Here is a 25629-nt window from a genome sequence, read left to right as displayed (position 1 = left end):
AAGTCCCATCTTTGAAAATAGCGCTAAATAAAAATGTTCCTGTGTTGGCTTCCTGGGATTTATTTAAAGGAATATTGTTGTGGAATTTATTTCTCTTGATAACGTTAAAAAGCAAGATAGTCCTATATATTATAGGAGGGTGTATTTTGCTGATACTTTATATGAATATAAAGGCTCTAGAGAGATTAAAAAAGTAAAGTTTATAATTGAAGTAACTCCTTTAGGAGAAAGACATATCACTATTGACTTTGTAGATCCTTTAAATTATCCTGTGCTTAGTTTGATGATGGCAATCAAGAGACATGTTATTGATCTTGATATAAAAGGTGAGCTTCCTTGATATTATCTTTTAAAACAGAAAAGGAAATGATAAACTTTTCTAAATCTTTTTTTAATCCTTTGCCTATTGGTAAGATATTTGGTCTTTGTGGTGATATGGGTGCTGGGAAGACAACTTTTTTAAAAGGTTTGGCTTTAAATCTTGGGATTTCTTGTCTTACAAGTCCAACTTATAATATTGTTAATATTTATGAGTTTGTGGATTTTAAGCTTTATCATATTGATTTGTATCGTTTAAATATTTTGGATGAGTTTGAACTTATTGGTGGAATGGAGCTTCTTTTAGATATGTCATCTATAATAGCTATTGAGTGGCCAGAGATGATTATTGATATTTTGCCAAAGAATAGATTGATATTGTTGAAATTTACAATAAAAGATATTAGTAGACTTTTAGAAATTGGCGATGAATGTCCTTGCAATTGAATATTCATATAAAACTCTGTTAATTTATTTTGAAATTAATGATAAAGTGTCCTCTATTATTAAGGGTAAAGATGAGATCAACTATGCTCTTAATATTCCAAAGTTATTTAATGATTTTGTATTAGAGAATGGTATTAATTTAAATAATCTTGACTTACTTATTAATTCTTCTGGCCCTGGTTCTTTTACAGGTTTGAGAATTAGTTTAAGTTTTATTAAGGGACTTTCCTTAGGTCTTTCAATTCCTTTTGTTAATGTTCCCACCTTTGATGTTTTTGCTAGATTAGTTAATACGAGCTCAGATACGTTGACTTTAAGTTTTACAGCAGGTAAATATTTCCTTGGGTGTTATAGGGATTTTAAATTATGTGGCGAAATTTTTTGTTTTTCTGAATCAGAATTATTTGAATATCTAGATAATCTTGACTTTAAATTTGTTATTGTGGGTAATGGTCTTGAATTGATTTGTGAGAGACTTAAAAATAAGTTTGAGGTTGTGAGTGATATGGATTCTTTTGGTGTAGTTTTGACAGAACTTGGTAAGTTTAAGTATTTATCGAGCGGTCAAGGCGATGATATTTTGTCAGGGCCTTTTTATGTAAGACTTAGTGATGCAGAAATTAATTCTTATTTACTAAAATAATTAGATAAATTTTTGATCTTATGTATATTATTCTTATCTTTTAGAATTGATTTTTTGTTTTCTTCTTTAATGATATTATAAATTTCAGATCTAAGTATTTTAATATTTTCAGGAGCTTTTATAGCTATTTTAACGCTATCTTTTTTGATTTCTAATATTGAAATTTCAATGTTAGAGTCTATTTTTATGCTTTCATTTGCTTTTCTTGACAATACTAGCATATTTATTCCTTAAAGACTCTATATCTAAGATAATGTTCTTCATTTGTAGATATGGCTTGTTTACCAATTAGTTTTTTTTTGTTTAATATGATTGGAGCTTTTAAGTTTGCTGTTATTTCCTTGTAGGTTTTTACATGCATGTTGATTATACATAGTATTACTTTTTCATTTTCATTTTCTGCTTGAATATCTAACCAATCTTTTTCTTCTATATTTGGAAAATATGTTTCTAAAAAATTAAAGGGCGATGTTACTAAAAAATTTATTTCTCCGTTTATCGATTGCATGATAGAGAAAGGTTTGTGAGCAGAATCCTTAATTATGAATTCTTTTATCTCTTCAAATCCCAGTATACCTTCAGGAAAGTCAAATTTTATACTAAGTTCGTTTTGCATTCTATTTTAGAAAATCTAATAGTGTTGTTTGCATTATCCGTGCAGAAACTCCTAGAGATACTTGGTAAGCTAGACTTGTCATGTTAAGATCTGTTATTGCTTTTGTAACATCAAGATCAGTATATCTAACCATATCTTCTTTCATATCCATTATTTCTTTACTGATCCTTTCGGAACTTAGATCAAGTCTGTTTTCTTTAGTTCCAAGATCGGCTAATGTTGCAAAAATTTTATTTAAGCTTGCATCAATTTCTGCTAAGCTTCTACTTCCAATAATGTCTTCTCTATTGTCCTCTAAATTATCTCTAAGCTCAATTAGGCTATCAAAAATTGTTCTATTTCTAATCTCAGTATTATTTGCAATGTTATAAGGAGGTTTTTTGGTATCATTATTTTGAGTAAGGATCCCTAGGTCTTGTAGTACTGTTGAACCCTCTTCTTCTGTTATCCATAATTGATGAGGCGTTGTTGTTTGTATGGTTATTGAGTTTGAAATACGGTCAAGAGTGGCTTCCACAGGAGCAGATGACTCATTGATTTTAGTAATAATGTCGGCAGCAGTATCTCCTGCTGTTAATGCTATTTCAGTGTTATCAATGTAAATTTTTGTATTTTCTTTAACAATAAATCCATTAGCATTTTTTGATGATGTTATGTAGTGATTATGTGAGAAAAATATTTCGCTTCCAGTATAGTTGGTTGGGATATAAATTCCATTATATATTTCAGTTGTTTGTTCTGCTTGATTTCCATTATAATCGATCCTTACTATTTGGGTTTCTCCTCTGTCTTGAGTTAATATGTTTATTCGATTTTCTCTAATTACTTTGAATGCTTCAGAGTCAGTTTTAGTTCCTGAAAATATACTGTGGCCATCTGCTCCTTTGACATTTGCTATTGCAAGGATATCTTCAAGTATTGCATTGATTTCTTTTGCTATTATTTTTTTATCATTGGCGCCATATGTACCGTTTGCTCCTTGGACAGTTATTTCTTTTGCACGAGTTAAAATATTAGCCAAGGATTGTAAATATCCTTCCATATATCTTAGTTTTCCTTTGGCGTGGTTGATGTTTTTAACATAGGTATTGAGTTTAAATATATCACTGTCTAGTCTTATTGCATGAGTGATGCCTGTTGGGTCATCTCGCAAGTTTGTAATTCTTTTTCCACCTTTATATAGATTTTCTAAAAGTTTTGTTATTTTTACTTCTTTATCTGTTGAAGATGCTTTTAAGTTATCATATGTCAAAGGATGACTTACTCTGTTTATCATATATTATACCCCCATTTTATTGATGATTGTGTCTATTAATTCTGCAGAAACGGTGATGAATTTACTTGCGGCAATAAATGCTTGTTGAAATTCTATCATGTTTGTTAATTCTTCATCTTTATTTACACCAGATATTGATAGTCTTAAATCAGTTAAACTTTTAAGTATTTGTTCTTGGCTATTTTTTGTGACTTCTGCTATTTGACCTTTTATTGCGATATTGGAAGCTGTGTTTGCAAAGTAGTCATTTAGTGTTGCGTTTTTTCCAAGCATTATGTGTGAACTTGCAAAAGATGCAATGCGTAGTGCTGCCTTGTTATCTCCAATAGTAATATTGTTTGTTGGGGTTTTAATTCCCGATGCAATCTTTGATGGATCTTCTGTAATTTCTCTGGATACTTTAAGCCATGCAGCTGGATTTTTTAGGGGAGATATTGAATATTTCGTTTCATTTATTAATTGGTTGGTAGTATTAATGTCTTGATAGTTATAAGCACCCTCAGTTCCTGAGGCATTTAAAATACCTGTGTAATTTGTTAAAAATAGTCCAGAATCTTCAATATATCTAATTCTAAAGATAGCATTATCTTTCTCTTCTTCTTGAATTGCCTTAATTTCAAGTTTTCCTTCTGAATTAATTCTTGCTGCAACTTGTGCGTTGGAATTATTTATTTTATTTATTACTTCTTGAACAGTGTCTGTTGTATGATAGGGTATTTCTATAAGATCGTTTTTGTTGATTGCTTGGAATTTGAGTATTCCTGAAAATCCTAAATTTTCTTCTGGAAAAATTTCATTTGTACCACTTATTTTAAATATATGAACAGAATCAAATTGACCATCTCCATTGCTGTCATATCGTCCAGATTCGTCGGTTAGCTTGTATTCTTGCTCAAAGAACATTCTTCCATTTTGTTGATTAAGACCGTATCCTGACATATGAGCTTCATTTACAAGTTCTGCGATATTAATTGCCATGTTATCTATCTCATTAAGCTCGTTTTTAATTTCGTTATCTCTTACATTAATAAGAGCCCCTAATTTTCCTGTATTAATATTAGCTATTTCTCCATTATTCAATAAAACATTCCATTTTGTTTCTGTAGGACCATTAGCTGCTTCCAGTATGAATTCATTTGCAATTGCACCTTGAATGAGATGTTTTCCTTCTACATGAATTAAAAATTCATTAGGATCCCTTTTATTTTCTATGGAGATACTAATTAAATTGCTTAATTTATCTATTATTAAGTCTCGTTCATCCATTAGATCATTTGGCTGATCTTTCATGGCGATTGCTTTTGCAATTTGTTTGTTAAGCTCACTTATATTTCTAAGGTAGTTATTGATCTCTTCAGTAGTAATTTTGACCTCATCATTTGCCATTGTATATATTCGATTAAGAGAGTGGAACCTGCTTTTTACCATTTCTGCAAAAGATTGTCCGCGTTCTAAGATAATTTTCCTTTCAGCTAATCCTTGAGGCTGTCTTGATAAATCTTGCCAGCTGTCCCAAAAATCATTTAGTCTTTTTCTTATTGATTGTTCTTCTGGTTCATTGTACACATTTTCAATTAATGAGATAAATTTATCTTTTGAATTCCAATAGCCAAGACGATGTGATTCTTCAGCTATTCTTATGTCAAGCAACTCGTCTCTTACTCGTTCGATGGATTGAACCATTATTCCTTGACCTAATTGACCGGCTTTATTTGCTCGATTGAATTGCGGAGCGTAGATTGGCATTTCAGTTTTCATTATAACTCTCTGTCTTGAATATCCGGGTTTTGACGTGTTGGTTAAGTTATGCCCAATTGTGTTCATGGCATCTTTATGTGCAAATAAACTTTTCTTTCCGATTTCTATTCCTGAAAATGTTGAATCCATTTGAAACTCCTTAGGTGATTAAAGTTTTTTGTTTATTAAAATAGATGCTTCATTTAAGTTCCCACTTTTTGGTCCATATGGATTTTTATAGGTTATGTTATCTACACTTTCTTGAGCATCTTTAAATATTAAATCTAAAATATCAAGAGATGTTTCTGCATAGCTTGATATTAGGTAATTTAAGCTTTGAATATTTAGTACCCCTATTTTTAATCGATGACAATAACTATATATCTCTTTTTTGTAAGCTGAACACAATTTTTCTATAGTCATGTAGGTTGACTCAAATTTTTCATGAGCTGTAAACTCTCTCCAAATTTCATTTCTCCTTTGCTCTGTGTCTTTAAATTTGTTAAGATAAATATTTGTTTTATTTATTTCTTCCTTAAGCATTGTTTCATTTTTTTCATCAAGATATTTTTTTATATTTAGATACATCTCATATATATCTTCTACTAATAGAACTTCTTCTTCTAGAGTATTTTTCAGTTCGGTTTCTAATTTGATTTTCATCTTTATATATAAAAAATTATAAGTTAAATTTATAATTTTTACAAATTTAAGTCATTTGTCTTATAGTGTGTTTTTGAATTTTTACTTTTATTTTTAATTTTTACAGTTTAGGCTATGCTATAATTTACGTAATTTATGAGCAAACTTTTTCAAAAAGAAGATGATATTGTTGCACTTGCTACACCTTTTTTTAGTAGTGCTTTATGTGTTATTCGTAGTAGTGGGGTTTCTTCAATTGAAAAATTTGCTAAAATATTCTCAGAGCCTGAGCGATTACTTGAAGCCTCTGGTTATACTATTCATTATGGCTATATAATAGATAAAGATACTTGTGAAAAGTTAGATGAAGTTATTGTTTGTCTTTATAGAGCTCCAAAAAGTTTTACAGGTCAAAATTCAATAGAGGTTATGGCCCATGGGTCTCTTATTGGTATAAGGAGAATTATAGATTCTTTTTTGAAAGTTGGATTTAGAATGGCTGAACCTGGTGAATTTACTATTCGTTCTTTTCTTGCTGGGAAACTTGATCTTACTAAGGCAGAGGCAATCAATGAATTAATTGCTGCTAAGACTAATAAGACACATGCTCTTGCTGTTAATAATCTTTCAGGTTCTTTGTTTTCTAAAATAGATTTGATCAAAAAAGATATTTTAAATTTTCTCTCAGCACTTAGTGTTCATCTTGATTATGAAGTTGACGAGTGTGAAGTTGTTATTCCTTTTGAATTTATTTTAAAAAGCAGAGATGAACTTAAGCGATTGGTTGATTCTTATGAAACTTCAAGGAAACTTGATCATGGAGTTACATTGGTTTTGGCAGGTTCTGTTAATGTTGGCAAATCTTCTCTTTTTAATTTGTTACTAAAAGAAGATAGGGCTATAGTTTCCGCTTATGCTGGTACTACTAGAGATTATATTCAAGCGAGCTTTGAACTTGATGGTATTTTATTTAATGTTTTTGATACAGCAGGACTTAGGGAGACTAGTGATTTTGTTGAGCAATTGGGTATAGTTAGAAGTAATGCTTTAATTAAAGAAGCATCTTTGGTGCTTTATGTTATTGATTTAAGTGTGAGCTTGACTGATGATGATTTAAAATTTATTAATTCTTATAAGGGAGATCCTAAAGTTCTTTTTGTTTTAAATAAGATGGATTTAGAACAAAATAATCAGACAGTTGAGTTTTTTAATTCAGGACATGTAAATTCGTCAAGTTTAGTAAAGATTAGTGCGAAGACTTTATCTGGCATAAATTCTCTTTATAATAAGATAAAGTCGTTGGTATGTTTTGATTATATTGATATTAATGGTTATGATGTTGTCGTATCATCAAGTCGACAGGCAGAACTTTTAAATAAAGCTTATACTTTAATTATTGAGTTGTTAAATAAAATAGAACAAAATATAAGCTATGATATGTTGGCGTTTGATGTTTATGAGGTGCTTAATATTTTAGGTGAGATAACAGGTGAAGTTACTAGTGAGGATGTACTTAACAATATGTTTAAGAATTTTTGTTTAGGAAAATAGATATGGATTTTGATGCTATTGTGATTGGAGGAGGACATGCTGGTATTGAGGCATCCTTAGCTCTCTCAAGATTAAATTTTAAGACTCTTTTGATTACTCAGAATTTAGATACTATTGGTAAACTTTCTTGCAATCCGGCTATTGGTGGACTTGCTAAGGGCAATATGGTACGCGAAATTGATGCTCTTGGCGGAGAAATGGGCTGCCTTATTGACTGTAGTATGATTCAGTTTAGAATTTTAAATAAGAGTCGGGGGCCTGCTGTTCAGGCACCACGTGCACAGGCTGATAAATTGGTATATCAGGTTAAGGCAAAGGAAACATTGGAGAGACAAAATAGTCTTGATCTTTTTCAAGATACTGTTAGTGATTTTTTGCTTAATTCTATGAGGAATAAAATTGAAGGTGTTGTTACAGAGAGAGGCAATCAATTTACATCTAGTGTTGTAGTTCTTACAACAGGAACTTTTCTTAGAGGTAAAATATTTATTGGTGAGTATAGGGCTTGTATGGGGCGAATTTCTGAGCCTGCTGCTTGTGGTCTTGAGAAAATTTTGATGGAACTTGGATTTGAGATGGGCAGGCTTAAGACAGGTACTCCTGCTAGAGTTCACAAAAAAAGTATAGATTTTGCAAAAACAGAGATCCAATTTGGAGATTCTGATATCATTCCTTTTTCTTTTTCAAATACTAAGATAGATAAAACCCAACTCTCTTGTTACATTACTTATACTAATAAAAAAACCCATCAGATAATCAGTGACAATATGCATCTCTCTCCTCTTTACTCTGGTGAGATTATTGGGAATGGTCCAAGATATTGTCCTTCAATCGAAGATAAGATAGTAAAATTTCAAGATAAAGATAAACATCAAATATTTATTGAACCTGAAGGACTAAGTACTGAAGAGATGTATCTTAATGGGTTAAGTTCATCTTTGCCTGAGGATGTTCAAAAAAGATTAATTAATAGTATTGATGGACTTGAAAATGCAGTTATTACAAGACCTGGATATGCGGTTGAATATGATTATATCAATCCTATTGAATTATATGCAACCCTTGAGACTAAAAGGGTTGGCGGGCTTTTTGTGGCAGGACAAACTAATGGATCTTCAGGATATGAGGAGGCTGCGGCTCAAGGATTGATGGCTGGAATTAATGCAGCACTTAAACTGCAGGGTAGGGAGCCACTGATACTGCCAAGAACAAGTTCTTATATTGGGGTGCTCATTGACGATCTTATTACTAAGGGGACTAAAGAGCCTTATAGAATGTTTACTTCAAGGGCTGAACATAGGCTTAATTTACGACACGATACTAGTGATAAGAGGTTAATTAAATGGGGATATGCAGTTGGACTTGTTAGCGAAGAAAAATATTCCAGATATTTTTTTAAGGAAAAACAAATAGAAGAAATTAAAGAGCTTTTGCGGCAGAGGCGTCTTAAGGAAAAGGAAGCTCATACCTTACAGTTAAAGAAACATGTTAGTAAAGACTTTTATCATATTATAAAGGATCCGTATATTAATTTAAGTGATCTTATTAAGATAGATCCTAAATTGAATTCTTCAAAAGTGATTCTTGAACAAGTTGAGTTAGATATTAAGTATGAAGGTTACATTAATAGACAGAGAGATTTGATTAGGAAAATGAATAACCTTGAACTTATTAAATTGCCTCTTGATTTCCATTATGAGATTGATGGTTTGTCTAGAGAAGCTAAGGAAAAGTTTGTTAGAATTCAGCCAGCTAATCTTGCTCAGGCAAGTAGAATTTCTGGTGTTAGGAATACAGATATTCAGGTTTTACTTATATATTTTTCAAATCCTAAGAATAAAGTAGTTCTTGATTTGGCTTTATGATAAATTATTTTGAATTTTCTTTGAAAAATTTGGGAGTGCATTTTACTGCAGAGAGTATTGATAAATTAAAATTTTATATAGAAAGAGTTTTATTGTTTGGTAGTAGGTTTAACTTGGTGTCAAGTAATGATCGAAATTTTGATGCAGTGCTTTTACATGCTCTAGATTCTATTGCTGGGTTGCCTATTATTAAAAAGAATAATCCACATCAAGTCCTTGATGTGGGTAGTGGGGCTGGATTTCCAGGAGTTATTTTGGCTCTTTTTGATAATTCTAGGAAATATGTTCTTCTTGAACGTAGCAATAAAAGAGCTAGCTTCTTAAGGATAATTAGTTTAGAACTTGGTTTATGCAATGTTGAGGTTTTAGAACGTGATGTTGAGAGAGAGCAGAATAAGTATGAATGTATTACAATTAGGGCTTTTAGAGATATAAGGGAATATGCAAGTATTTTAAGATTGATTTTAAAGGATGGGGGCTTGATTATAGCTTATAAAGGAAAATTTGAGAAGGTTAAGTTTGAAGTTAGTCATGTTGAAAGTTTGTTTGACAAAATAGAAGTAAAATCATCAACAATGAGTGATGGTAAGGAGAGGAATTTTCTTTTGCTTTATAAATAGTGATTTTATCTTTTATAAAAAATTTTAGTATGATAGGAGTGGTATGAAAAGTAGTTTTCAAATAGATTCTGAGGTAGAGAATGCATTAAGTTTAATAAATAAGTTTAGAAGAGAAGTTGCGATTCGGATTCTTGGTCAAAGAGAAATGATAGATTCTATTTTGATGGGCATCTTAACTGAAGGGCATGTCTTGCTTGAAGGTGTACCAGGACTTGCCAAAACATTGACGATTCAGACAGTTGCAGATGTTCTTGATCTTGGATTTAAGAGAGTTCAATTTACCCCAGACCTTTTGCCTTCTGACCTTACGGGTAATATGGTATATAAGAGTACGACAGGAACTTTTAAGGTTAGAAAAGGTCCAGTATTTTCCAATATTATTTTAGCAGATGAAGTTAATAGAGCGCCTGCAAAGGTGCAATCAGCACTGCTTGAGGCAATGAGTGAGCGTCAAGTAACTCTTGGTGATGAGACACATAAGCTTCCCGATCCATTCTTTGTCCTTGCAACACAAAATCCTATTGAGCAAGAGGGAACTTATAATTTGCCAGAGGCCCAACTTGATAGGTTTTTGTTGAAAGTGAATGTGAAATATCCTTCTATTCAAGATGAGATTAAGCTGCTTAAGATATTTTCAGTAGATGGGGGGCTTGAGAATATTAAAGTTGCAAAGATAATGAATACTTATTCTTTAACAGATCTCAAACGTATAGTTGGAAAGGTTAAGGTAGATGATAAAATAATGCTTTACATTGTTACTTTAATAGCGGCTTCTCGTGAAACTGATAAAAAAACTTATCCATTTACTAAGTATATTGAATTTGGAGCATCTCCTAGGGCATCACTTAGTTTGCTTAAATGTGCTCGTGTTAATGCCCTTTATGAGGGGCGATTGTTTGTGTTACCTGAAGATGTTAAGGCTGTGGCTTATAATGTGTTAAGACATAGAATTACTCCATCTTATGAAGCAGAGGTTGAAGAGATGAGTACTGATGACATTATTAAGATACTTCTCTCAGCTGTAGCACTGCCTTGAGAGTTTAATTTAATATGCAGCAATATAATAATGAATCAAATGCTAGCACTAAAACCAAGATAAAAGCTTTAAAATTTTTTTCCAGAAAAATGCTCTTGGAGCTTAATTTTGGCGGATATCGTTCTATTTTTAAGGGTCTTGGTCTTGAATTTCATGAGTTTAGACCTTATGAGGATACCGATGATGCTAGACTTATTGATTGGAATGTTAGTTCGAAGACAGATAGCATATTCTCAAAGGTTTTCAGGGAAGATAAGGGGATGAATCTTCATCTTCTCGTTGATAATTCTCTTTCAATGAGTCTTGGAAGCTTGATTAGTAAAAAGGAAATTCAGGATTTATTAGTGTCTATTTTTGCTCATATGGCATTTTTTAATAATGATAAGCTAGGTATAACTTTTTTTTCAAGTGGGACTGATCAGTTTATTTCATCTAGAAAGGGACATTCACATTTAGGACGCATTTTAAATGAGACAATAAATAGGCGGCTTAAGAGGGGGAGTAATTTAACTTATGTATTTAAAAATACAGCTGAATATTATAAAAAAAGATCTTTAATTATTATTATTTCAGATTTTAAGGCTAGTGATTATTTTAAGTCTTTGACTGTTCTTAGTAAGCGTCATAATATTATTGCAATAAGACTTACAGATTTTTTTGATGAAAATCTTCCTCAATATGGGGTTTTAACCTATGAGGATATTGAAACTCGTGAAGACTTTTTGGCTTCAGGATTTAGTAAAACAATATTGAACAGTTATAAAAATTATTGGACACTGGATAAAATTAAGTGGAGAAAAGAATGCATAAAAAGAGGTATTAATTTTATAGAAATTAGTACAAAAGATGATGTTTTTAAGAAGCTTAAAGCTCTTTTAAAAAAGGAGACTGGTGTTTGAAGAATGCAATTGTCTTTGTTATGTCTTTTTTGTCTTTTAATTTGTTATCTTATGAGATAAAGAATGAAATATTTATTCCAATTCGTTATTATGTGGGAGATACTGTTGAGTTTAAATTTTCGTTAATTCTTGATGAGAATGAAAAATTTGTTCCTACCAAATTTGAGGAAATTAGGAATGAGTTTGTGGAGGTTAATTCACTGCTTTACAGACCTGAGAGGGGGGAGGTAATAATATCTTTTGTTTCATTTTATGTAGGAAGCAATACTCTTCCACGCATTTATGTTGGAGATATTATCAGAAATGATAGATCTTTTAAATTAATTCTTAATAATATTAAAATAAATACTAATAAATTAATTTCAGATGATGATTCTCTTAAGATCCAAAATATAGAAGGAGTGCTTTTCCTTCCAGGAACAAATACTTATCTTGTTATTTTTATTTTAGCTCTTGTATTAGTACCTTATTTTTTTATTAAATTTTTGAAGATTATAAGGCGGTTATTAGTATTTTTAATAATAAGTCATAATTTAAGAAAACCTTATAAAGTTCTTCAGAAACAATTGATTATTTTGTCTGGTTATATTAATAGTGGCGAGGAGCATGTTGTCTTTTATAATTTATTAAATTCATCTTTAAGGGTTTACTTATCAAAAAAAACGGGTTTAGATTTTAATGCAATTACTACGACAGAAATTTCTGAGATTTTGCAAAATTTTAACGTTCCTTATGAAATTCGTTCAACTTTTGTTAATATGTTGAGACTTTCTGATTTTAGTAAATTTAGTGGAATTAATTTATCAGGTGGGAATTTGTCGTTTGTTTTAGATGATTTAAAGAAAGCAGCTTGTAATTTTGAAGAGTTTAGTAGGGGTGATAATGTTAACATTCAATGAGCCTTTATATTTATTTTTTCTTATAATTCTTCCATTTATAATTTATTTTAGTCATTTTTTTAAACGTAGGGGAGGAAAAGTTAAATTTCCAATATCGGTTTATGGAAACTTTGGGTCTATAAAATTGAATGATTATGGATTGAATTTGTTATATTTTATAACTTACACTTTTTTTTATTTAGCAATAACAGTTATGATCTTAACTTTAGCAGGTCCTTCTATTTCGAAAAAAAAGACGACTTATCTTAGTAGTGGAGCTGATATTGTTATTGTTTTAGATATATCTCCTAGCATGGGTGCTATTGAATTTTCATCTAAAAATAGACTTGAATTTGCGAAAGAATTGATTAAATATTTTGTTTATCAAAGAGAAAATGACAATATTGGATTAGTAGCTTTTGCAAAAGATGCATCATTAGTAGTTCCACTTACAATTGATAGAGATTTTTTTTCTAAAAAGTTAGAAGATATCTATATTATGGATCTTGGAAATGGTTCTGCTTTGGGGCTTGGGATTTCCATTGCTCTTTCTCATTTGAGGCATTCTGAAGCGCCTAAGAAATCAGTAATTGTTTTAACAGATGGTGTAGTTAATTCAGATGAGGTTTATAAGGATCAGGTAATAAATCTTGCACAAGGATTAAATGTTAAAATTTACTCTATTGGAATTGGTAGCAGTGAAGAGCTTAGTGTTGGTTTTAAATTGAGATCTGGTAAGTTTTATCAAGGTACTTTAAGAGAGGTCTATGATCCTAGTATGCTTTTTGAGATTTCAAGTAAAACAGGGGGGCTTTTTTATTCTGTAGGTGATGATTTTTCATTTAAACTTGCAATTCAAGATTTTTCGAAAAAGGAAAATGTGGAGCGAAAGGTTAAAATTACGGTTGAGAATTATGAGGTTTATAGTGAATTTTTATTGGCAATATTTTTCTTATTGATCTCTTATTTTATTTTATCTAGGGTCTTTTTAAAAGAGGTGTTATGAGTATAGGCAATTATTATGCTTTTTACTTGTTTATAATTTTATTTTTCGTTCTTTTTATATATGTTTATAATTTTAGAAAAGCTCTCCCATTTTTTAAGACTTTAAGTCTTATGTATGTTAGTAATGCTTACATTAAAAATTATTATATAAAAAAAATTCTTATGATGTTATTTTTTATATTGAGTTTAACCTTTTTGATTGTTTCTATCTTGGATATTTCTTGGGGGCAGAAGGCTGTTGAGGATAAGAGATCAAATTTAAGGCTATCTTTTGTTGTTGATATTTCTCGTAGTATGTTAACTTTTGATGAGGGAAAATCGATTAACAGACTTGAGAGTGCTAAAAATTTGATCAGTTTGATTTTAAATAATTTTGAGAATGCTGAGTATTCACTTACTATTTTTAAAGGTAAGTCCTTGTTAGTATTGCCATTTTCTAAGGATAGAGTTAGCTTGCATAAGATATTAAATTATATTGAACCTAACTTAATAAGTTCTCCTGGCAGCTTTTTAGGTGAAGGAGTTTTTAGTGCTATAAAGGGAGTAAAAGATAATTCTTATTATAATTTTTTGATAGTTTTAGCAGATGGAGATGAATGGGGTGAGAACAATTATTATACTTTTTCTAAGTTTGTTGATGCATTTAATGTTAAAAGCTTTGTAGTTGGTATTGGAAGTGATAAACCATCTCCTTTGATTGATAATGATTTAAATGTTAAGGATAGATATGGTAATATGGTAAAGACCATGCTTAATGAAGATAATTTGCGTCTTCTAACCTCTGCTCTTAAGGGTTCTTATTATCATTTATATTTGCAAGGTACCAATTATGTTATTAATGAAATAAGGAATGATATAATGAAGACAAGTGCAAGTGATATACTGCTTATTGGTATTCTAAGATATAAGCTTTTTTTAGCTATTTCTTTTTTATTCATAGTATTATATGTGTTTGTTAAGGTCGCTAAATGGGACGAAACTTTTTAATTTATTTGTTAATGAGTTTTATATTTTCATTTTTTTTATCTTGTTCTAATATTCGAGCTATGTCTCTTATGGCTATTGGTAATTATGAATATATTAGAGGCGATTATCAGAGTGCTATTTCTACTTATTATAACCTTGTAGATGATAAGCGAAGTGCTGCATGGGGTTATTATAATCTTGGGATTGTGTATTATTCTTTAGGTGAGTATGAAAGCTCTCTTCGGATGTTTGCATATGCAAAAAGAGATAATGATTTTTTTTTGAATTTTAATATAAACTATAACGAGGGAGTAATATATTATAATCAAGGACTTTATCGGAAAGCAGAAGTGGCATTTAAAGAAGCTTTAAAAATTAATCCTGCAAGTTATAATGCTAAATATAATCTTGAACTTGCAATAATTAAGAAAAGAACGGTTCCAGATAATTTAGATAATGTAAATATTAAAAAAAATCAAAATTTTATTGATAACAATGAAAATTTTTTGAGATATATTGAAAGTCTTGAGAGGGTTTTATGGGTAGTGAGGGCAGAAGAACAGGCTGGATCTTTGCAAGAAGATTGGTAATATTTTTAGTTTTATATTTTGTGACTTTTGAAGTTTACTCTTTGTCTGGCATCGATTATTTGGTTTCAACTAAAGTACTTAAAGGCTCTAAGGTTATCCATGTTATTAAATTAAATCTATCTCAAGATATTGATGAAGATTTATTAAGATTTGAAATAAATGAAGATATAAATGAGAATACTAAGCTTGCTTCAGTATCTAAGGTTCCAGATGGAGATAATGTTTTTGTAGAGGTAAAGATTGAATATAAGTTTGATAAATTGGGATTTGTTAAAATTCCTCCATTAAAAGTGGCTTATCGTGATGAGGTTTATTTAAGTTCAGAGTTTGAAGTAGTCATTTTAAAAGAAGATGAGTTGCAGTTCTTTGGCTTACCAGTTAAATTGTATTGGGATTTTGATAAAGCAGAAATTTATGAGTATCAGAGCATTGGTTTTGTTTTGCGTGCAAATTGGCTTGTAAATAATAGTTTGAGGTCAATTGCCAGTTCTTTTAATGCTGTTAAAGATGCAATGATTGATAGAACCCCTATATTTGAAAATATTAAATATAGAACTTTTAATAGTAAAGAAATTTTGGATGTTCCTCTTTATAACTTTATCTTGACTCCTCTTAGAGGTTCAAAGAGTATTATTATTCCCAGTGTTTCTTTTAATATAGCTGAAAATATTGCCCGTATGAGTCCTGAAATTTCTTTGAAAATTAAACCAATACCTGATGAGGTTAAGTCTTTAGCCGTTGGAACTTTTAAAGTTGACTATGAATTTCCTAATTTGACTTTAATTAATCAAGATACTTTTACTGTTTTGATAAAAATTACAGGGCAAGGAAATCTTCCGCATATTCGTTTTCCAGAAATTGAAACTTATAATTCTAAAGTTATTTATAAGAAGAAAAATTATAATTTTGAGCCTTCAAAAGATGGTTATAAGGGCAGTATATCTGAGATATATACTTTTAAGCCAGATAATAAGGGTAATTTATTCTTAAATATTGATGATTTTACTTATTTAGATCCTGCTGATGGAAAGGTTTACAAACTTAATGGTAAACGATTGAAATATGAATATTATGGAGAATTTAGGAGTAGTAATGATTCTGGTCAAGAGTTATGGTCGAATTTCAGTTTGCTTTCATATAATGATATTTTAAAGCATAAAAATAAAACTTTTTTATTCTTTGTTCCCATTTATTATTTACTTTTGATACCGGGAATTTTATTTTCTTTAGTTATATTTATTAAGTATAAAAAATTCTTTGTTGCATCAGGTTGTGGATTAGTTATTCTCATATTAACCCTCGCTGTTAGTCTTAATGCTATAAACGATGGTTTTCTCTCAGAGGATAATATAAATGATTTAATTGGAGATTATAAATTAGGCAATTATGGTAATGCTCTTAATAAAGTTGATAGTATTATTACAAAAAATCCAAGTTATTCAGGATTGTGGTTAAATAGAGCTCTCATTTTGAGTAAAATGAATAGGTATTTTGATGCAATTTATTCGGCTTATAAAGCATTTTTCATCTCACCTAGTAATGATACCTTTTACAAGGTAATTGATTTTATTGAGGCTAAAAATGTAGTTAATGAAAATATTAGGAACAGTAGTTTTGTTTTGTCTAATATTTTTTTTGTTATTAGTTTAATTCTAGTAAATATTTTGGTAGTGATTATTTCTTGTAAATTTTATGCAAAAAATTTAAAGAAAATTATGTTATTTTTGCTTTTATCTGTAAAGTGTTTTACTTTATTTCAAACTTATTACTTTTATGTTGATCAGCAATCTGAGATTGGAATTATTAGAGGTGATCTAGTTTCTCTTTATAAAGTTCCTGATAATTTTTCAAGAAGCTGGAGATTTTTAAAAGGGAATATAAGTGTTTATATACTTGATAGAAAAGATGACTTTATCTTGATTCAAACAAATCATGGACTTCAAGGATGGATTTATAAAAATTTTATCGTATCTATTAAAGATACTTTAATATAAAGTATCTTTATATTAAAGTATATAAGTTGTTTATTTTTCTCTATATACTATTCTTCCCTTTGTAAGATCATAAGGTGATAACTCGACTTTCACTTTATCTCCAGGAACTATCTTTATAAAATGTTTTCTCATCTTACCAGATAGGTGGGCTAGAACTAGATGACCGTTTTTAAGTTCCACTCTAAACATTGTATTAGGGAGAGATTCTTTAACAATACCTTCAGTTTCAATAGCTTCTTCTTTAGTGTCCAAAATGCCTCCTTGTTATTTCTGTGACAGAATAAATTGTACACAATTAGTAATATCATTGCAATTATTTTTTATTAAAAATTAATGTACTAGTTTACATTATATGGGATTGTTTATATAATTACACGGAGTTTTTTAAAAATTGTAATTTATTATAGGGAGGTAATATCATGCAGAAAAGTAATTTTGAGCATGAATTTGTTGAAAAGATGCACAATTCTCTTTTAGAATCAAAAAAAGAAATATTAAATTCTATAAGATCTGTTGAGGATAGCAAGAGAGAGATCATTAATAATGATTTGCATCTAAAGGACATCATTGATATTGCATTTGACAATATGGATGGCAATAATCTTGAAGCTTTAAGTTCAGTTGAAAAAAAGAAGCTGCATTTAATAAATCAGGCGCTTTATCGAATTTCCCAAAATACTTATGGTAATTGTTTGGCCTGTGATAGAGGTATTTCAAAAGAAAGATTAGAGGCTATTCCTTATGCATTTTTATGTATAAGTTGTCAAACTAAAAAGGAGAAAAAGAGCAGACGATCGGTTTAGTATTTAATTGTTTAGAATTGTAATTTCTACTCTTCGATTTTTGGATGCTAAAGGAGATGAGCTTGCATACTTAGGTTTTTTAGCACCCCATCCTTTAAAAAATATTTGATTTTTGTTTTTTGCTTTCATTTTTAATAAGTAGTTTCCAATTTTATGAGCTCTTTTTTCAGACAATTCTTGCATTTCCTGTTCTGTTCCAAACTTTGCTGTATGTCCTTCTATTAGAATATTATTGTCTTTAAATTTTTCTAATAAATTGGCTATATGTTTTAGTTTCTTATATTCATTTTTAATGATTTGAAAAGAATCAGGGTAAAATTCAATATCTAGGCTTAGTTTGATGCCATTTTCGTTTTTCTCTATGTTAATAGAGTCTATGTGTTTTTTACTGATATATTCTCTAATCTCATTCTCTATTGTATTGTCATTTGGTAATTCAATAGAGATTGTTTCCCCAGATGAGGTTCCAATCATTTTGATATTATTTTTGCCATTTTTCATTTTAAATTCATATGTATCTTTATATTTATATATGCTGCCTAATTTTGAATCAAAATAAATGATTTGATTAACCTTTTGAGAGAATGATATATTTTTTACATTATACTTAGATTCGTAATTTGAGTAAATTATGTCGTAATATTTGTTGTCTATTTTTTCTTTTCCTTTATACACGTAATTTACATCAAATTTTGTAATAAAGTCTTTTATTCCTTTTGCGATCTGGGATGCTTGAATATATTCTTCCGCTGGATATGTCCAAGTGTCATTTAATTTTATTGGTGTCCCTGGGAATCTTGGAATGCCTCTAACAGAAGGTCTTTTTTGATTGTTATTAATTTTGTATTCACCTTGTTTGTTTATGCTAAAATTTCCTTCAAATTCTTCTTTAAGTAAGTAAACGTCACTCTCATCATCTCTTTGTAATACTCTAAAGTAAGATTTGATATCTGTGAAATTATTTTTTATATCTTTTACTTCGCTTGAAACTTGTATATTAGTTTTGGTTTTTGAATTCAATATTCCATTTAGGTAGATTTCTTGATTGTCAGTAGTTTCTATTCTGAATTTAGATCCCTTGGTGTATTTAAATTCGAGTACTTGAAATGCAAATGTTAGAGTATGTGCTGAAAATAGTAATATAACAGTTTTAATATTCATTTAACGAATTATATCATAATTGAGATGATATTTTTTGGGGAAGGACTTCATTAAATCTTTTTAATAATACTTTGTGAGTCTTATATTTTAGTTATAATGATTGTATGTAGACATTTGTTTTATTTTTTTAATTAAATAGTTAATTATTTTTGAGGTATAAAAAATGAAAAGAAAAAGTGGAATTTTGCTCAATATTAGTGCTTTACCATCTAAGTACGGTATTGGTGATTTAGGGAGAGGGGCTTATAAATTTATAGATTTTCTTGCTGCTTCATCACAGGGTTATTGGCAGATATTGCCTTATTCGCCTCCTAATTTTGTGGAGTTTCCTTATTCAAGTTGTTCTGCATTTGCTGGTAATGTTAATTATATTGATTTAAACGCTATTGATAGGTTTATTGATATGGATTTAAGCACTCTTGAGTGTCCAGAAGATAGATGTGTTGATTATGGCACTTTAAAAGCTAAGAAAATTGTTTTAAGAAATGCTGCTTTGAATTTTTTGAATAGGGCAACAATTGATGAGCTTAATTCATTTGAAAAATTTAAGAAATCGGCTGCTTACTGGCTTTTAGATTTTGCAAGTTTTGTTGTTTTTAAAGAGTACTATTCTAAGTTTCAATCTCCACAAACTTTTAATCTTTTATTTAGTAGAGAAATTTTAAAGAGAGACACTAAGGTGTTAACAAAATTTAGAGAAACCCTTGATGTTGAGATTAAGATTCAACAAGTTTTACAATATTTCTTTTTTTCACAATTTAAAGATTTAAAAAAATATGCTAATAATGCTGGAATTAAAATAGTAGGTGATATTCCTATTTTTGTATCTTATGATTCTGCTGATGTTTGGGCTCATCAAAAATATTTTAAATTAAGGTTTGATGCAAGTAAAGATAAAGTGACGGGTGTTCCCCCTGGTTGTTTATTTAAGAAAGAATATCTTTGGGGTAATGCAGCTTATAATTGGAAAGCTTTAAGAAAAGATGATTATGTGTGGTGGGTTAATCGTATTGATTTTTTGTGTAAATATGTGGATATTGTTAGAATTGATTATTTTAGAGGATTTGTATCAACATGGGAAGTTGCTGCAGGAGAATCTTTGGTATTGGATGGACAATGGGTGAAATGTCCTGGTAAAGATTTTTTTAAACGAGTGCTAAATGAAATTAATGATTTAGAAATTTGGGTTGAAGATCTTGTACAAGAGCATGGAGATACATTTAGGTTAAGAGATTATTTTGGTTTTCCTGGAACGAGAATGATGCAATTTGCCTTTGATTTTGATTCTAAAAATTTATATCTTCCTCATAATTATATAAGAAATTGTGTTGTTTATACAGGTACTCATGAGAGTGATACTATTCGTAGATTTATTAGTTCTATTGATGATGATCATAAAAAATATATTTTTGATTATTTAAATACTAGTGAAGATGCTGTTGTTTTGGACATGATAAGGGGTGCTATGGCTAGTGTTGCAAATAGTGTAATAATTCCAATGAAAGATTATCTTGATTTGGTATCTGATTTTAGTATGAATATGTCTGATGCAATGCTTAACAATTTTAGGATACTCAGTAGTGATTTGAACTCTGATTTAAGCAACAAGATAAGGAATATTACAAAACTTTATGGGAGAATTTGATAGTAACTTTCAATAATTTGTTAAAATGATATTTATTTTTTAATATTTATTGTAAAAAAGGCTGGCTGTTGTTTATATGAGACTTAATACATGTATAATGTTTTTGTATATAATTTGCTTGTTATTTTCTTATTTTTTTTTGTGTTTTCATTTGTATTCATTAAATGAAGCTAAATATTTTAAGAAGGGTGATTTATTTTTTATTCATAAAGGTTCTTTATATAAGAAGCATAATGATACAATATTTAAGGTTGAACCTAAGGGATTAGATACTAGGTGGATATATCCGTTTAAAAGACCTGTGCCTAAGAGAATAACTTCTATTTATGAAGATTTTTATTCTTCAAATGCTCTTTTGACGACTAGTGACTCTGTTTATATTTCTCATAATTATTTTAAAGATTTTATGAAATTAGTTGATAATGACAAATTTAATAAAAATTCTTATATTACATCAAGTGCATTGTCTCGAGGAGAGTATAAGCGTATTGCTATTGGGACTTCTAATAGTGGAATTTATTTAAGCGTTAACGATAATTTGGATTTTAAAAGCTTAAATTCTTTAATTTCTAAGACATATCTTGGTGCTGGTTATTATGATGTGATTAGTGCAATAGAGTTTTCAAAAAACAATGCAAGTGAGCTTTATTGTTCTTATGGAATTTATGGAGATATTATTTTAATTAATACGGTTCAAGGGGTTATTAAAAAGTTAGAGTTTCCTTTTAAGAAACAGATAGTGTGCATTATTGATTTGTCAGATGCAAATATGGAAAAACTTTTAGTTAGAACTTATGATAATCATTTTTATTCTTACATTAATGACAAGTGGACTTTTGATGGCCAATTTTCTGTTTATGGAGAAGATTCTCTTAAAAAGTTAGAAAGGAGTAGTCTTGCTTCTAATAAGGGAGCAATTTATTTGACGGCTTACACTCTTCATAATAAGAGAGATGTTGATGAGAGATTTGAGTTTATAAAAAGATTAGGAATGAATGCTGTTGTTATTGATTTTAAAAATGATAGTGGTGTTATTACTTATGCAAGTAAATTGTCTTTGCCAAACAAGATAAAGGCTGTTAAAAATTTGATAGATGTTCCTTATATTTTAAATAAAGCAAAGGAGCTTGGAATATATGTTATTGCTAGAGTTGTTGTCTTTAAAGATGAGAAACTTTATTTTTATAATAATTGTGAGTATGCCCTTTGGAATAAAAAGACCAATCAGCCTTGGGCAAATATTGTAAAAGTTGATGTTGGTGGTTCTCTGAGATCTGTTCAAAAGGAGCATTGGGTAGATCTCTTTTTGCAAGATACATGGGATTATAATTTATCTATTGCAAAGGAAATACAGTCTTTTGGCGTTGACGAGATTCAATTTGATTATATTAGATTTCCAACAGATGGGCCTGTATCTCTTATAACTTCAAGATTCAATAAATATAAGATGAGAGCAATTGATGCTCTTGAGTCTTTTTTAATTATGGCTAGGAAAAATATTGATATTCCTATTTCTATTGATGTTTACGGGAATAATGGATGGTTTATTACAAATAGTATTGGTCAAAACATTTCTATGATGGCAGATTATGTTGATGTTATTTCACCAATGTTTTATCCTTCGCATTATACTAACGATTTTTTGAAAGATGAGTTATACTATACTACCAGGGCTTATAAGATTTATAAGGAAGGGAGTAATAGGGCTTCTGTATTCTCTTCAGGTAGGGTTATAATTAGGCCTTATGTTCAAGCTTTTTTGCTTGGTTCAGAACGCTTTGTGGGTAAAGAAGTTTATTTAGAATATTTTTCTCATCAATTAAGAGGGGTTAAAGAGTCTTTAGGTAATGGTTTTAGTTTATGGAATGCATCTAATATCTATTATATGGTTAAAAATGATTTAAGAGAGTTTTTAGGTTTGTCTTAAATGTTTGCGGAAGGAGATTTTTTTGGAATCCATTCATTTTTTTTATGTAATACTTGGTATATTTTTGTTGTATCTTGGTGGAAATTATCTTTTAAAGAGTTCTGTCAATATTGCTACTTATTTGCAAGTTCCTAATCTTTTAATAGGTGTCGTAATAGTATCTTTATCAACAAGTGCTCCAGAGCTTTTTACAAGTTTAATAGCATCTTTTAAGGGTAAAAATGAAATTATTGTTTCTAATATCATTGGTAGTAATATTATTAATATGTTGCTTGCACTTCCTTTAACAGGGCTTTTTTTAAAGATTAAAACTGATTTTAATAGACTTAAGTTCTCTTTTATAATTTTATTTTTATTGATGTTTCTTCTTTTATTACTTTCTTTTGATTTTGGCACTTTGTCTTTTTTTAAGGTACCTTATTATAGAACTAGTTCATTGATAATTTTATTTTTATTTTTATTTTACTTGTTTTTATTTTATAGAGAGGAAAAAAAATATGATTCTGTTACAATAGATTTAGAGAGTGGTAACTGTGATTATGGGTTTAAGTTTTTATTTTTAAATATCTTGCTTTTATTATTAAGTGTATATTTTTTATATTTGGGTTCAAAGTTGTTAATAGATAGTTCAATATACATTGCACATAATGTTTTGAATATTAGTGAGAAAGTTATTGGAATTATTTTTGTAGCTTTTGGGACCAGCATACCAGAGATTGTCGTTTCTCTTTTTGCAGTAATTAAAAAAGAGTCAGATATTGCCCTTGGAAATATCATTGGAAGTAATATATTTAATATTGGGTTTATTTTGTCTAGTAGTAGTTTTGTAAATCCAGTACTCATGAGTGATATTTATTTGTCTGACTTTAGTATCATGCTTGCTGTATCTTTAATGTTATTGTTAATCGTAAAGTTTAAAGGAACTTTTGGTAGAGGTTCTGCTATTCTTTTTTTATCTTTGTATATTTTATATAATTCATTTTTATTTGGTATTTTTTAATTCCATTAATTTGTCAATATGTTATTATATATTATGTTGTTATTGTTTTGCACATGAGGAGATTGGAAGTATAAGATGAAAAAGTTACCCGAGATTTTCTATCTAAATGATAAAGAACTGGATATTTTGATTTCTCAAATAGGGATTTCTTCAGATGTTCAAAAAATGATTTTAAGAACTATTGTGGAGCATAAACAGGATATTATCGATTATGCTAATTTTATAGAAGATTATTCTGTTAAAATACGTGCTCTTAGAGGAGAATTAGATTTTTTATTTCGGAAACTTTATGAGGTTAAGAGAGGCATTATTGTTAATCAGGTAACATCAGATGGAGAATTGGTTCCTTATAAGATCATAATAACCGATGAGAATAGTTATAATTTTTATTATTATGCTATCGAGGATTTATTTTTAAAACATTATGTGGGGATAGAGCTTTTTAGTGCCTTACTTACGATTAAGAATATAGATAAGCATTTGTTATTCTTTGAAAAAGATTTCATCACTCTTGCAAAGTCAGACGTTAATCTGCAATTTTTTAAAGAAAATACTTCGTTAAAGAAGATATTTGTGTTGGATTCTTTGATAATTCCTTCGGGTAAAGCTTTATATTTTATTGAATTTATGAAAAAAATTTTATTCGGAGTTGCTTCTAACAGAATAGTTAAAGATGTGTTTATGAGGGCTAGAAATTTAAAGCTTAGTGAATATGATCGAATGTTGGATGAGGGCATCAATGGTGTTGGAGTTGCTTATAATCTTCTTTTAGGAATTTTAGAAAATAAGGATGAGATTTTAAATAAGAAAGGTGTTAATATTTCTAAAAATTATTTTACTTTTTTAAGAATATTAAATATTTATATTGTTAATGAGAAAAACTTAGAGGAACGTAAAAATTTAGAGAGTATTAAGATTGATGAGACTTTGAAATCAATTGAAAAAACAATAGAGTTTAAATCAACATTTATTAATTTAGAAGAATTTAAAAACGTCCTTCAAGAGCATGCTGCGGGATTATCTGAGCCTGAAAATTTTTTAAAGGCGGCTAATGAATACTTTTTTGAGTCCAATATTAAAGGTTCATTGCCTAAAATATTTAGTATTAAAAGAGGCGTATATTTATATAAGCCATGTGCTTATTCTATGTTTCTAAAAGAATTTGATCAAATTTTAATTAATGTTAGGGAGAAGTTGAGAAATGAATTTACAAAGGTGTTGGGTAACGGTAAAACTTCTTCTACCATTATTACAGAAGAGGGTCTTGAGAAAACATTGATGGAATTTATTTCTAATTATGATATAAATGCTTATTGTTTAAAAAATAAAGTTGCATTTCTTGATTTTATTGTTTCTCATTATAGACGAGTTTCTAGAACGCAAAATATTCAGGCTCATATTAAAGATATAATCAAAACTGAAGCTGCAAAATATTTTAAAAATAGTAATACATTTTTACCACTTTATAAGATTTATAAAGTTGATTTGTCTAATCTTTTAGATGCTGCTTATAGGGATTTGCCTTTATTAAAGAGACTTTTGTTATTCTTAACTGGGAAGCATCAAAGTTATAAAGAGGCTTTGTCTAGATTAAATTCTAAGACTGTGTCTAAAAATTATATTGGTGAGCTTTTTGATCCAAATGAGCGAGTAAAAAGACAGTTAGATAAAAGACGAAAACAAAGAGAAGAACTAAGAGAACACATTAGGAATTCCTATGTTAAAAAAAGTAAGGGAACTCCTAAAAAGGAGGCCTTAAGTCGAACTTATACTAAAAGTGAACAAGATGAGGCTTGGATGAAGTTTGAAGATAAATTGAACAAAAAATAAATTTTAGAATAAATCTTTAGGTCTTCTTGCTGTATTTTTTGAAGTCTGACATTCAGCATAATGCTTGATTTTACCATTTTCAAGTTTAGACTTCATTATAATTTTCCCCCCCCACCTGCTTAGCAATTCTTTAGAACCACTTCTTTGGGCATTTTTAGAAATTTTTGCCATTTTAAACTC

General features: G+C 29.3%; 26 protein-coding genes. 18 read left to right on the top strand and 8 right to left on the bottom strand.

The genetic code is table 11. The features are described 5' to 3' along the window. Positions 1 to 79 precede the first annotated feature (79 nt). The 3 genes from bcCo53_RS00905 to tsaB are packed head-to-tail and all read left to right on the top strand — an operon-like array spanning position 80 to position 1408. Complete coding sequence (locus bcCo53_RS00905; RefSeq protein WP_025407861.1) at positions 80 to 340, top strand: hypothetical protein; 261 nt, start codon at positions 80 to 82, stop codon at positions 338 to 340. After that, on the top strand, positions 337 to 765 hold the full coding sequence (gene tsaE, locus bcCo53_RS00900) for a tRNA (adenosine(37)-N6)-threonylcarbamoyltransferase complex ATPase subunit type 1 TsaE (protein WP_025407860.1): 429 nt from the start codon (positions 337 to 339) through the stop codon (positions 763 to 765). The genes bcCo53_RS00905 and tsaE overlap by 4 nt, the downstream gene beginning before the upstream one ends. Further along, on the top strand, positions 746 to 1408 hold the full coding sequence (gene tsaB, locus bcCo53_RS00895) for a tRNA (adenosine(37)-N6)-threonylcarbamoyltransferase complex dimerization subunit type 1 TsaB (RefSeq protein WP_025407859.1): 663 nt from the start codon (positions 746 to 748) through the stop codon (positions 1406 to 1408). The genes tsaE and tsaB overlap by 20 nt, the downstream gene beginning before the upstream one ends. Here tsaB and csrA read toward each other — a convergent pair. The 5 genes from csrA to bcCo53_RS00870 are packed head-to-tail and all read right to left on the bottom strand — an operon-like array spanning position 1393 to position 5700. Then, positions 1393 to 1629, bottom strand: coding sequence for a carbon storage regulator CsrA (gene csrA / locus bcCo53_RS00890; RefSeq protein WP_025407858.1), 237 nt, complete (start codon positions 1627 to 1629; stop codon positions 1393 to 1395). The genes tsaB and csrA overlap by 16 nt on opposite strands. 2 nt (positions 1630 to 1631) lie before the next feature. Continuing rightward, complete coding sequence (gene fliW, locus bcCo53_RS00885; RefSeq protein WP_028328161.1) at positions 1632 to 2024, bottom strand: flagellar assembly protein FliW; 393 nt, start codon at positions 2022 to 2024, stop codon at positions 1632 to 1634. Position 2025: 1 nt separating this feature from the next. Further along, complete coding sequence (locus bcCo53_RS00880; RefSeq protein ID WP_025407857.1) at positions 2026 to 3300, bottom strand: flagellar hook-associated protein 3; 1275 nt, start codon at positions 3298 to 3300, stop codon at positions 2026 to 2028. A 3-nt stretch (positions 3301 to 3303) separates the two neighbouring features. Further along, positions 3304 to 5187, bottom strand: coding sequence for a flagellar hook-associated protein FlgK (gene flgK, locus bcCo53_RS00875; RefSeq protein ID WP_025407856.1), 1884 nt, complete (start codon positions 5185 to 5187; stop codon positions 3304 to 3306). A gap of 18 nt (positions 5188 to 5205) precedes the next feature. Continuing rightward, complete coding sequence (locus bcCo53_RS00870) at positions 5206 to 5700, bottom strand: hypothetical protein (RefSeq protein ID WP_025407855.1); 495 nt, start codon at positions 5698 to 5700, stop codon at positions 5206 to 5208. Positions 5701 to 5835: 135 nt separating this feature from the next. Here bcCo53_RS00870 and mnmE point away from each other — a divergent pair, with 135 nt between their 5' ends. From mnmE to bcCo53_RS00820, 10 genes are read left to right on the top strand one after another with little or no spacing between them, the layout of a single operon-like run. Then, positions 5836 to 7230: a tRNA uridine-5-carboxymethylaminomethyl(34) synthesis GTPase MnmE gene (gene mnmE, locus bcCo53_RS00865; protein WP_025407854.1), complete on the top strand. Its 1395-nt coding sequence runs from the start codon at positions 5836 to 5838 to the stop codon at positions 7228 to 7230. Between the two features lie 2 nt (positions 7231 to 7232). Beyond that, entirely contained in the window at positions 7233 to 9095 is a 1863-nt protein-coding gene (gene mnmG, locus bcCo53_RS00860) for a tRNA uridine-5-carboxymethylaminomethyl(34) synthesis enzyme MnmG (protein WP_025407853.1), read from the top strand. Beyond that, positions 9092 to 9715, top strand: a complete 624-nt coding sequence (gene rsmG / locus bcCo53_RS00855; RefSeq protein WP_025407852.1) for a 16S rRNA (guanine(527)-N(7))-methyltransferase RsmG — start codon at positions 9092 to 9094, stop codon at positions 9713 to 9715. The genes mnmG and rsmG overlap by 4 nt, the downstream gene beginning before the upstream one ends. Positions 9716 to 9758: 43 nt before the next feature. After that, positions 9759 to 10751 (top strand): AAA family ATPase, encoded by a 993-nt coding sequence (locus bcCo53_RS00850; RefSeq protein ID WP_025407851.1) that lies wholly within the window; start codon positions 9759 to 9761, stop codon positions 10749 to 10751. A gap of 14 nt (positions 10752 to 10765) precedes the next feature. Further along, positions 10766 to 11650: a DUF58 domain-containing protein gene (locus bcCo53_RS00845; protein ID WP_025407850.1), complete on the top strand. Its 885-nt coding sequence runs from the start codon at positions 10766 to 10768 to the stop codon at positions 11648 to 11650. After that, positions 11647 to 12549 (top strand): hypothetical protein, encoded by a 903-nt coding sequence (locus bcCo53_RS00840; RefSeq protein ID WP_025407849.1) that lies wholly within the window; start codon positions 11647 to 11649, stop codon positions 12547 to 12549. The genes bcCo53_RS00845 and bcCo53_RS00840 overlap by 4 nt, the downstream gene beginning before the upstream one ends. Continuing rightward, positions 12533 to 13534 carry a vWA domain-containing protein gene (locus bcCo53_RS00835; protein WP_025407848.1) on the top strand — a complete coding sequence of 334 codons (1002 nt, stop codon included), beginning with the start codon at positions 12533 to 12535 and terminating at the stop codon, positions 13532 to 13534. Before bcCo53_RS00840 ends, bcCo53_RS00835 begins: the two co-directional genes overlap by 17 nt. Next, on the top strand, positions 13531 to 14520 hold the full coding sequence (locus bcCo53_RS00830; protein WP_025407847.1) for a VWA domain-containing protein: 990 nt from the start codon (positions 13531 to 13533) through the stop codon (positions 14518 to 14520). Before bcCo53_RS00835 ends, bcCo53_RS00830 begins: the two co-directional genes overlap by 4 nt. Further along, positions 14502 to 15089 (top strand): tetratricopeptide repeat protein, encoded by a 588-nt coding sequence (locus bcCo53_RS00825; RefSeq protein WP_025407846.1) that lies wholly within the window; start codon positions 14502 to 14504, stop codon positions 15087 to 15089. The genes bcCo53_RS00830 and bcCo53_RS00825 overlap by 19 nt, the downstream gene beginning before the upstream one ends. Then, positions 15038 to 17083 carry an SH3 domain-containing protein gene (locus bcCo53_RS00820; protein WP_081725078.1) on the top strand — a complete coding sequence of 682 codons (2046 nt, stop codon included), beginning with the start codon at positions 15038 to 15040 and terminating at the stop codon, positions 17081 to 17083. Before bcCo53_RS00825 ends, bcCo53_RS00820 begins: the two co-directional genes overlap by 52 nt. A gap of 30 nt (positions 17084 to 17113) precedes the next feature. On the opposite strand, the gene infA is transcribed toward bcCo53_RS00820, so the two are convergent. After that, positions 17114 to 17335, bottom strand: a complete 222-nt coding sequence (gene infA / locus bcCo53_RS00815; RefSeq protein ID WP_025407844.1) for a translation initiation factor IF-1 — start codon at positions 17333 to 17335, stop codon at positions 17114 to 17116. Between the two features lie 167 nt (positions 17336 to 17502). On the opposite strand from infA, the gene bcCo53_RS00810 reads away from it, so the two are divergent. Further along, positions 17503 to 17886, top strand: a complete 384-nt coding sequence (locus bcCo53_RS00810) for a TraR/DksA family transcriptional regulator (protein ID WP_025407843.1) — start codon at positions 17503 to 17505, stop codon at positions 17884 to 17886. 3 nt (positions 17887 to 17889) lie between these two features. On the opposite strand, the gene bcCo53_RS00805 is transcribed toward bcCo53_RS00810, so the two are convergent. Then, complete coding sequence (locus bcCo53_RS00805) at positions 17890 to 19047, bottom strand: OmpA family protein (protein ID WP_025407842.1); 1158 nt, start codon at positions 19045 to 19047, stop codon at positions 17890 to 17892. Between the two features lie 163 nt (positions 19048 to 19210). Between bcCo53_RS00805 and malQ the strand changes: the two genes are divergently transcribed. From malQ to bcCo53_RS00785, 4 genes are all read left to right on the top strand, one after another. After that, positions 19211 to 20692, top strand: a complete 1482-nt coding sequence (gene malQ, locus bcCo53_RS00800) for a 4-alpha-glucanotransferase (RefSeq protein WP_025407841.1) — start codon at positions 19211 to 19213, stop codon at positions 20690 to 20692. Between the two features lie 76 nt (positions 20693 to 20768). After that, positions 20769 to 22619 (top strand): putative glycoside hydrolase, encoded by a 1851-nt coding sequence (locus tag bcCo53_RS00795; protein ID WP_028328160.1) that lies wholly within the window; start codon positions 20769 to 20771, stop codon positions 22617 to 22619. A gap of 22 nt (positions 22620 to 22641) precedes the next feature. After that, entirely contained in the window at positions 22642 to 23619 is a 978-nt protein-coding gene (locus bcCo53_RS00790) for a calcium/sodium antiporter (protein ID WP_025407839.1), read from the top strand. Between the two features lie 75 nt (positions 23620 to 23694). Beyond that, the gene (locus bcCo53_RS00785) at positions 23695 to 25449 is read left to right on the top strand and encodes a hypothetical protein (protein WP_025407838.1); all 1755 of its coding nucleotides are present in this window, start codon (positions 23695 to 23697) and stop codon (positions 25447 to 25449) included. 3 nt (positions 25450 to 25452) lie between these two features. On the opposite strand, the gene bcCo53_RS00780 is transcribed toward bcCo53_RS00785, so the two are convergent. Then, entirely contained in the window at positions 25453 to 25620 is a 168-nt protein-coding gene (locus bcCo53_RS00780; RefSeq protein ID WP_155806396.1) for a hypothetical protein, read from the bottom strand. Positions 25621 to 25629 lie beyond the last annotated feature (9 nt).

It is taken from the genome of Borrelia coriaceae (assembly GCF_023035295.1).
GTDB classification, from domain to species: domain Bacteria; phylum Spirochaetota; class Spirochaetia; order Borreliales; family Borreliaceae; genus Borrelia; species Borrelia coriaceae.
Note: the sequence above shows the minus strand (reverse complement) of the source record. Positions and strands in the feature narration are given on the sequence as shown.